Annotated in this window: 7 protein-coding genes and 1 pseudogene; 3 read left to right on the top strand and 5 right to left on the bottom strand. The window is 38.7% G+C overall.

Features of this window, described 5'->3' with window-relative positions; translation table 11 throughout:
- Window positions 1-292, top strand: a 292-nt coding sequence (locus tag QOS06_RS07825; protein ID WP_152719466.1) for a hypothetical protein, incomplete at its 5' end; no start/stop codon positions are given.
- Between the two features lie 89 nt (window positions 293-381).
- Here QOS06_RS07825 and QOS06_RS07820 read toward each other — a convergent pair.
- Complete coding sequence (locus QOS06_RS07820) at window positions 382-1,023, bottom strand: phosphatase PAP2 family protein (RefSeq protein WP_078010048.1); 642 nt, start codon at window positions 1,021-1,023, stop codon at window positions 382-384.
- 141 nt (window positions 1,024-1,164) lie between these two features.
- Here QOS06_RS07820 and QOS06_RS07815 point away from each other — a divergent pair, with 141 nt between their 5' ends.
- Window positions 1,165-3,471, top strand: coding sequence for a glycoside hydrolase family 31 protein (locus QOS06_RS07815; RefSeq protein ID WP_283595732.1), 2,307 nt, complete (start codon window positions 1,165-1,167; stop codon window positions 3,469-3,471).
- Between the two features lie 284 nt (window positions 3,472-3,755).
- Here the strand turns inward: QOS06_RS07815 and QOS06_RS07810 are convergent, their stop codons facing one another.
- Window positions 3,756-4,985 (bottom strand): IS110 family RNA-guided transposase, encoded by a 1,230-nt coding sequence (locus tag QOS06_RS07810; RefSeq protein WP_087214860.1) that lies wholly within the window; start codon window positions 4,983-4,985, stop codon window positions 3,756-3,758.
- A gap of 363 nt (window positions 4,986-5,348) precedes the next feature.
- Between QOS06_RS07810 and QOS06_RS07805 the strand changes: the two genes are divergently transcribed.
- The gene (locus QOS06_RS07805; protein ID WP_085650019.1) at window positions 5,349-6,608 is read left to right on the top strand and encodes a chloride channel protein; all 1,260 of its coding nucleotides are present in this window, start codon (window positions 5,349-5,351) and stop codon (window positions 6,606-6,608) included.
- 64 nt (window positions 6,609-6,672) lie between these two features.
- Here QOS06_RS07805 and thiE read toward each other — a convergent pair whose 3' ends face one another.
- From thiE to thiM, 3 genes and pseudogenes are all read right to left on the bottom strand, one after another.
- Window positions 6,673-7,320, bottom strand: a complete 648-nt coding sequence (thiE, locus tag QOS06_RS07800) for a thiamine phosphate synthase (RefSeq protein WP_078010045.1) — start codon at window positions 7,318-7,320, stop codon at window positions 6,673-6,675.
- Window positions 7,317-8,136 (bottom strand): annotated as a pseudogene (gene thiD / locus QOS06_RS07795) (bifunctional hydroxymethylpyrimidine kinase/phosphomethylpyrimidine kinase). Before thiD ends, thiE begins: the two are co-directional and overlap by 4 nt.
- On the bottom strand, window positions 8,129-8,938 hold the full coding sequence (gene thiM, locus QOS06_RS07790; RefSeq protein ID WP_087214858.1) for a hydroxyethylthiazole kinase: 810 nt from the start codon (window positions 8,936-8,938) through the stop codon (window positions 8,129-8,131). Before thiM ends, thiD begins: the two are co-directional and overlap by 8 nt.
- Window positions 8,939-8,989 lie beyond the last annotated feature (51 nt).

The raw sequence follows: 8,989 nt of genomic DNA, 5'->3' as shown, positions 1-8,989 counted from the left end.
ATGCCGAACACAGAAGTTAAGCTTCAACACGCCGAAAGTAGTTGGGGGATCGCTCCCTGCGAGGATAGGACGTTGCCGCGCAGTAGTAAAAGGATATGTATCGTTTAACGGTGCATGTCCTTTTTTATATGTTGTGACAGAACAAATGAAATTTATTGTCCCGGTTTTCAAAAATAAAACAAGTGATTTTAAGAAGCAAGTTTTTACGGCACGTCTTACTATAAAAATCAATGGAAATGAAGTTGAATTAGAGTTCGGATATCGCCAAAGAGGGTTTTATTATGCTCTATAAAGGCCATCTTAGTTGACCCAGAAATAGTAATAAAACAGCAAAACACTGAGCTATAACTGCTCATTGATTACAGCTCAGTGTTTTGATAGTTAGACTTTATTGACTGGTTTTTGTAACCAATGAAAGAAAATAGCGCGCTGACTATTAGCTAATAACCACCATCCACTAGCTAGTAAAAAGGCCCCGATCACATCGGAAGTAAAATGAGCTCGTAAATAAACTCGCGAATACATAATAATAATGATCCATAGAGCGCCGACGATTCCTAAGATTACCCTCTGCCATTTAACTTTACAATAGGGTAAAAGGAAGGCTAGGATCGTAAAAGTGAAAATAGCAGTTGAAAAAGTATGCCCACTTGGGAAACTATATCCACTAACATCAATTAACCGAAAGGAAGGACGGAGACGAGTAACACTATACTTGATGAGGATAACTAAACAGTAACCAATAAATTGTAACATGCCATACCAAACACTATCAGTTGCTCTTCCGCGACGCCATAACAGGAGCATTAAGCCGATTGTTATAATGCCGACTGTAACTGGGTCACCCATAAAGGTTAATTCGGTCAGGATAGTAGTCTTAAACTTAGACACTGGGGCAGTCAGATCAAAGCCACCTGCATCGATTAAACGAACAAATGGAGATTTAGTTAAAACATTAAAGAGTAATACTCCGAATAAAATCCAACAAAAAAGTCCGAATCCGATTTGTGCTTTTTTATGCATTATTTATAGGCCTCATTCATATTCATTATTACATTTAATTATATCCCATTTATTCTTAAAAAGTTATCCTCCCTCCACGAAAACGTTTACATTTAAAATAAATGCGATACAATAAAAGAAAAAAGAGGAAGGACGATTTTAATGAATAACCAATTATGTGGATATGCAATTGTTGATCAAAAGATTACGATTAATTATCAAAACAGTGCTATTGTTTTATCAGTTATTACGCCTGAAATCATTCGAGTATTTCAAGATCACGGTGAAAAAGGAGCATCATATGCTATTGAAGGCAATAAAACAATTAAAACTAATTTTACAGTCTTAGATCATGGTGACCATCTTGAATTAACTACGGCAGCGTTAATTGTAAAAATATACGACAACGAGAAAATGAATGTATATGACAAGGAGGGTCATCCATTAGTTATTGATTATCAGGGTAAGCGAACACCGATTGACCGTGGATTAGATAAGGCCCATGCAAAATTAGTTGCTGCCGAAGGTCATGATATTGCTGGTGGAAGTGACCAAGATAAGACATATTTTGAAGTAATTAAATCTTTAGCCACTGATGAACAGATATATGGTCTTGGTGATAAAACTGGGTACTTGAATAAACGTGGCTACGAATACGATAACTGGAATACTGATAATCCAGCACCTCAAGTAGAAAGTTTTACCCGGCTTTATAAATCTATTCCTTTCATGTTAGGCTTGAAGAACGGTCACCCATACGGTCTTTTCTTTGATAATCCTTATCGGAGCCATCTTGATTTAGGAAAAGAAAATGCTAATTACTACTTTTATTCCGCAGTCGCCGGTAACCTTGATTATTACATTATCGGTGGTCCGCACTTGAGCGATATTGTTAAAAATTATACTTACCTTACTGGGCGCGTTCCATTGCCACAAAAATGGGTACTTGGTTATCAGCAATCGCGTTGGGGATATAGTGTAAGTCCTGAAAAAGTTCAAGAGATTGCGACTAAACTACGAGAAAATGATCTTCCTTGTGACGTGATCCACTTTGACATTGACTATATGGATGGTTACCGAGTATTTACTTGGAACAAAGAAAAGTTTACTGATCCTCAAGCATTTGTTTCAAAGTTGAGAGACCAAGGATTTAGAGTAATGCCGATTATTGACCCCGGTGTTAAGCAAGATAAAAAGTATAAAATTTATAAAGAAGGAATTAAGAAAGGATACTTTGTTAAGAATCCTGATGGGACCGTTTATGTTAATAAGGTTTGGCCTGGCGATGCTGTTTTCCCTGACTTTGGCCGAGAAAAGGTACAACAATGGTGGGCTGATAATTGTAAATACCTTGTTGATACCGGAACAGCTGGAATTTGGGACGATATGAACGAACCAGCATCGTTTGAAGGTGAAATCCCTGATAATATTGTCTTTAGTGACGGAAAATACCCTTCTACCCATAAGAAATTGCATAATGTTTATGGACATAATATGGCAAAGGCTACTTACAATGGATTAAAGAAATACAGTCATAAACGACCTTATGTCATTACTCGGGCTGCTTATGCGGGAACGCAAAAGTATTCAACCGTCTGGACAGGTGATAACCAAAGTTTGTGGCCTCATCTACAAATGATGATTCCTCAATTATGTAATTTAGGAATGAGTGGCTTTACCTTTGCGGGAACTGATATTGGTGGATTTGGTGCAGATGCCACGGCCGAAATGCTAACACGGTGGATTGAGGCAGCCTTATTTAGTCCTCTCTATCGTAATCACGCTTCAATGGGAACCCGTGAACAAGAACCTTGGGTATTCGGTGAACCAACGCTCTCAATCTACCGGAAGTATTTAAAGTTAAGATATCGTTTTATTCCATTCTTATACGATCTTTGTTACAAGGAGACAAAGAATGGGCTCGGAATAATGCGTCCGTTAGTATTAAACTACGATCAGGATCCTACTGTTCGGACAATGAACGATGAATATATGGTTGGCGATGAATTACTAGTTGCTCCAGTAGTTCAAGAAGGCCAAAATACGCGAGCAGTCTACTTGCCAGCAGGGGAGTGGATTGACTTTTGGAACGGTGTTGAATATGCAGGTAAGCGGTCAATTTTAGTAGAAGCGCCAATTGATAAGTTACCACTATTCGTTAAAAAGAATACGATTATTCCATGGGGCCCTGAAGTAAGTCATATTAGTGATGAACCTAATGAAACAATGACCTTCCGCTTATATGGACAACATGCCTCATATACTCATTACCAAGATAACGGCCTTGACTTTGCTTATCAAAGTGGTGAATACAACCTTTATCAAATCAAGGCTTCTCAAAATAGAGTAACAATAGATATGGCTCATAATGGTTATGATAAAAATTACCGGAAGATCTTTGTAGAATTAAATGATCAAAAATTAACATTTGAATTTAATCCCCAAACACAAACATATGTCCAACAATAATCTGAGATAGAAGATAAGACCGAGGAAGAAGTTTAGCGCTAATTCTTCGGTCTTATTTTAGTTTACATAATATTCAACATAGTGAGAGATTGTTGTTATCTTTTTACATTCATCCGTGATACACTGGAAGTTGATTTATTTTTATAGTCATGTGGTAATAAGTCAAGATGGAATTACCACTGGCTTGATTGCTTTGACCAGATTTTTGGCGTACTTAAATAAGCCTTGGTTCCAAGGTGATTTTAAAACTAAGCGTCGAAAATCATTTTATCTTCCTATACCAATTACCTCTTTTCTTGATAAATTTGGTGATTTTTGAGTAGGAAGTAAATCACCCTGATTAATTTACGTGCGGTAAGAACGAGGGCTCGTTTAGAAGGAGTATGTTTTACTTCTTTGTATTTACGCTGATAATACTCGCCAAAGGCTGGATCGTGCGTTCGAACTAGGTTGGCAGCTTCAACCAAGTAATAACGAAGATAGGTATTACCAGTTCTCTTTAACGGTGTATTATCACTAGTGTAACTTCCCGATTGCTTTTCTCTCCAGGAAAGCCCAGCATATTTAGCTAATTTAGCTTCGTTGTCAAATCGATCGATTTGACCAATTTTAGCTAAAATACCAGCTGCATAGACTGGTCCGATACCGGGAATTGAGCGCAGAATTTGTTCATCATCAGTTACTTTAACGACTTTCTCAATTGACTTATCAAGATCCTTAATCATCTTTTGAAATGCCTTAATCTCTTCAGCATAGACAGAAAGAACCGCGTCAACCGAATTAGCTACGACTTTATCTAGCCGGTACGAAGACCGAACAGCCTTTTGAATCATTTTCGCTAAAGCTTCGGGGTCTGCGAAGCGACCTCGACCGTGTTCAGCCAAATAGTCGGTTAAATCATTGATTGAAATATTGAGTAAGTCATCAGTAGTCAGATCTTCAGTTAATAACTGCATCATGGTTGAACCAAATATAGAAGTATTAAGTTCATCAGAGATAACAAGCTTATTGAGCTTATAGTATAAGTTTTCAATAAAGTGTTGTTTAGCTCGAACCAGGCTTTGAACAATCTCATATCTAGAACGGGTTAAGCGCTGAAGAGCAATGTAATTTTCTTGACGAACAATTCCAATCGAATAATGACCAACACGTAAGTAATCTGCAATGTAATAAGCATCAATTTGATCATTTTTGTCTTCAGCGAAAACATCGTGAAAACGTTTAGTTTTCTTGGGATCAACGACGACTGATTGAGTATTAAAAGCTTTCAGATCAATGTCTTCTTGAAAGAACATTGCTGGGTGAAAACTATAAATGGAAGTAGCTTCCATTCCGATAATAACTTGGTCAATTTGATTTGAATTCGCCGTGTTAATAGTCTGTTTCTTTAATTCAGTTGCGTCTTTCAAATCATTGACAAAGTTACCTCGGAAAACAACTTCGTGTTTTTCTTTGGAAATTATTGAAGTCACAAGATCTTTTGAGCTAACGTCAATACCGACAAATAGTTTCATTGGAATGGCCTCCTTTCATTAAAATTTACTGGTCTTAATCTGATCACTGCATGATAACCCCTAATTACAATCGCTAAAGACATCCTCGCAAGTATCAGTATTTCATTGGTTAGCGAATCAAAGCTGCACCTAATCCTACTCAGAATTAGGTGATTCACTAATCGATACAGCATGTGAGTTCGTAAATTAGCTGATTGCCTGGGCGGCAGACTAATTAAGTAGTTAAAACTACAGGAGACGATAACCTATACCAGTTGACCAACGCCAATGATGATTAGAGGTTATCATGCAGTGACCAGAAAGCAAGTAGTAAAGTATCAAAATCCGTAAGGACTGATTTATATAATACGAGGAGATGAGAAGATGAAAGAAACGCAAGAGAACACTCCATTAGCTGTTGCAACGGTTGTTCTTGGAATAGTCGTTGGTTTTAGCTCATTGATCCTTAGCGCTATTCTAGATTTAACAGAGCACTATTTTTTAAACTTTAACGAGACAAATAAGATTCCAGTTAATATTAATATTTTTCCTCTTCATCGATTTGTCTCAGTGCTAATAGGGGGGATAATTGCTACAATTATTTGGTACTTTCTTCAACGTCATTATCATCCGGTTAGTATTAAGAATGCCCTGAATGGTAAAGAGATGCCGTTAAGAAAAACATTTATTCACGTGGTTACCCAGATCTTTTTCGTAGGGACTGGGAATTCCATCGGTCGTGAATTAGCCCCACGAGAAGCAGGGGCTGCTATCGCTCAGAAATGGTCTCGAATGCTTAATTCTTATCGGTGGTTGCACCTTAATGATGAAGATAAACGTTTATTAATCGCCGCTGCTGCTGGAGCTGGATTCGCGGGGGTCTATATTGCACCTATTACAGGAACTGTTTTCTGTTTAGAAATTTTATATCGGCGCATTAATGCCCGTTCAGTTTCCGTTAGCTTAATCATGTCAGTAATCGCAACGATGATTGGTTCGATTTTAAAAGGATTCGAACCATATTATATTGTTAGGAGTCGAGATTTCTCTTTGCTATCTGTTCCATTAGCAATTGTGCTAGGATTAATCCTTGGAGTAACCGGAACCTGGTTTAAACAAGGAGTTAAAGCAGCTTCTAGTAAACGAGCAACGGGTAAAAATATTTTCTGGCAATTACCACTTTTATCGTTCTCAGCAGGAGCAATTGCAGCTTTTTATCCACAAATTATGGGAAACGGGCGGGGACTTGCTCAATTAGCCATGAATACGACCACCGTCAATTCTCAGGTCCTAGGAGCGCTCTTGTTTGGTCTAGTTGCTAAAGTAATAGTTACCTTATTTACAATCAAATGTGGAGGCTATGGAGGAACACTGACGCCATCGATTGCCGCTGGAGCAGTTATTGGAGTATTTCTCGGTATTCCTTATATGCACTTCTTCCCGGTTGTTACCTTAACGCAGTGTGCAGTTATTGGGGCCTCATTATTTTTAGCAGCGTCACAGCAGGCACCGTTAATGGCATTATTTATGTTATTTGAAGTTTGTCACCTTAACTTTACAGCTTTTCTTCCGTTGGGGATTGGAGTCGCAATTTCAATTGGAATTTCAAAATGGATGCAGGAAGCAAAAGCAAGGACAAAATAACCTTTAGTAAAAACATTCTCTAATAAAATAGCAAGGCTGAAATTTCTTCCAACCTTGCTATTTTTTATTTATACAAATTCTTCATTTTCTTTACAGTTGCTGCAAGATCCTTGCTATCAAAGACTAAGGAAATAACAGCTAGCCCTGCAACGCCAGTGTCATGAACAACTTTCATATTTTCTTCATCGATGCCCCCAATTGCAACTACAGGACGTTCACTAATCATGTTTAAACGTTCAAGACGATTGATACCAATAGCAGTATCAGCGTCAGACTTTGATTTTGTAGGGAAAACGGGACCACAACCAATATAATCAACAAAGTCCATTGTATTAGCACGTTCAACTTGTTCTGGTGTATTACAGGAATAGCCGATGAACATCTGATGACCTACAGCGACAGATACTTGTTCAATTTTAGTATCATTTTGTCCAACGTGAACTCCATCAGCGTTTATTTGCTGAGCCAATTCATAATCGTCATCAACAATCAATGGAATTCCATAGCGCGTACATAAGGTCCGTAGTTCTAGTCCTAAGTCTACTCGTTCATTAGGCCGTAACTTCGAGTTTCCCTTTTCTCGATATTGGAAGGCAGTGATACCACTCTTCATTGCTAGCTCCACTTTTTCAAGAAATTTAACAACGTCATTATGGACATCTTGTGTTCCACCAACTAAGTATACTTGTAACATTTTTGGATCAAACATCATTTTAGATCGTCTCCTTCAATTTTAACCCAGTGATTAAGTGGCCCATGACCATGACCAACATTAATACCCTTGCTAATCGTCTTTTCGACATATGTCTTCCCAATCATAATTGCCTGTTCCATGGAGTGACCCTTAGCAATTTCCGCAGTAATACATGCAGAAATTGTATCACCAGTCCCATGAGTATTTTTAGTATTAACACGAGGCGCAGTTAACCACATATCATTACCATCTTCAAATAAAATATAATCATCAGCTTTGTCTGAAGATTCTGCATGGCCACCTTTTATGAGAATATTTTTTGCTCCACGCTTTTGTAATTCGCGGGCAGCCTTTTTAATATCATTTTTATCCCTTATTGCGATTCCCGTCAACTCACAAGCTTCTGGAATGTTTGGCGTAACCAGAGAGGCGAGGGGGATAAGTTCATCCCTTACAATTGAAATTGCATCATCACTAAGTAACTTTGCGCCCCCTTTTGCTACCATGACCGGATCGACAATAAGCGGTCCTAAATCATATTTCTTTAAATTTTGTACAACCGTTCTTACACGGAGAGGGTCAGCCAACATCCCCGTTTTACAAGCCCTAATTTTCAAATCACCAGCGATTGAAGCAAATTGCTCATCAATTAATTTTTCAGGCATTGGCAGGGCATCTTGCACTCCTAATGTATTTTGCGCAGTGACTGCGACGACTACCATTGCTGAGTATACTCCGCGCATTTGCATCGTCTTTACATCCGCTGGAATACCGGCCCCCCCCGCCACTATCAGTTCCAGCAATTGTTAAAGCCTGGGGATAATCATTAATCAAGGTAATCTTCCTCACTTTCCTCAAAGAATTCTAGTAATGCTTTCGTATCCATAATCGAAAGCTGGTCAAAAAACTGTACTTGCCACGAACCGAGTCCAACTGAATAACGGTTAGCTAATACTCCAGCAGCAGATACCAAAACCGTTGCAACAATACAAGCATCCCAAGTATTAGAAGTGATCCCTAGAAATGCAGCGATGATACTAGAAAGCATGTCGCCACTACCCACATTCATCGTTAACATCTCGGCAGAAAAGGGATTTTCATAGATGACTTGCCCGTCAGTTATTATGTCAGTTTCACCAGTCAAGACTACAATTGAATGGTAACGTCGAGCACACGTTTTGGCAATTTGAACCTGATTAGGAACTTTACCAGCGTCGATTCCATGACTAGTATTGTCAGCTTCTACTAAAGCAGCAATTTCACTGGCGTTACCACGAATAACATCAAAATGAAAATCATTTAGCAATGAGTGGGCAAACTCTAAGCGAGATGGAATCGCACTTACCGCTACCGGATCTAAAACGAGGGGTTTGAGTGGCGTGGCAGCTCGCAAAACCGTCCTAATTTGTGTCGCCTGATGCTCATTGATTGTTCCAAGATTGATAGAAAGGGCATCGGCCAGCGTCACCATTTCATCTGCTTCAGTGGGCTCAACAGACATGATCGGCGACGCTCCGACAGCACTAACGGCATCGGCAACTTTATCAATTGTTACTAAATTGGCGAGATTAAGGACAATCGGGTTTTTAGTACGAACTCGATCGATCAGTGACCAGTTAATTTGACGTTGTACCATAAAATTAGCTCCTTAAATAAAAAATACTCAAGGTAGGAGATACACCTACTT

It is taken from the genome of Limosilactobacillus sp. DJ3M12 (assembly GCF_947381695.1).
Classification (GTDB): Bacteria; Bacillota; Bacilli; order Lactobacillales; family Lactobacillaceae; genus Limosilactobacillus; species Limosilactobacillus kinnaridis.
Note: the sequence above shows the minus strand (reverse complement) of the source record. Positions and strands in the feature narration are given on the sequence as shown.

Bases quoted from the DNA above. Each gene is read 5' to 3' on its own strand.
- QOS06_RS07820 (WP_078010048.1), bottom strand. From the start codon at position 1,023: ATGCATAAAAAAGCACAAATCGGATTCGGACTTTTTTGTTGGATTTTA.
- QOS06_RS07815 (WP_283595732.1), top strand. From the start codon at position 1,165: ATGAATAACCAATTATGTGGATATGCAATTGTTGATCAAAAGATTACG.
- QOS06_RS07810 (WP_087214860.1), bottom strand. From the start codon at position 4,985: ATGAAACTATTTGTCGGTATTGACGTTAGCTCAAAAGATCTTGTGACT.
- QOS06_RS07805 (WP_085650019.1), top strand. From the start codon at position 5,349: ATGAAAGAAACGCAAGAGAACACTCCATTAGCTGTTGCAACGGTTGTT.
- thiE (WP_078010045.1), bottom strand. From the start codon at position 7,320: ATGATGTTTGATCCAAAAATGTTACAAGTATACTTAGTTGGTGGAACA.
- thiM (WP_087214858.1), bottom strand. From the start codon at position 8,938: ATGGTACAACGTCAAATTAACTGGTCACTGATCGATCGAGTTCGTACT.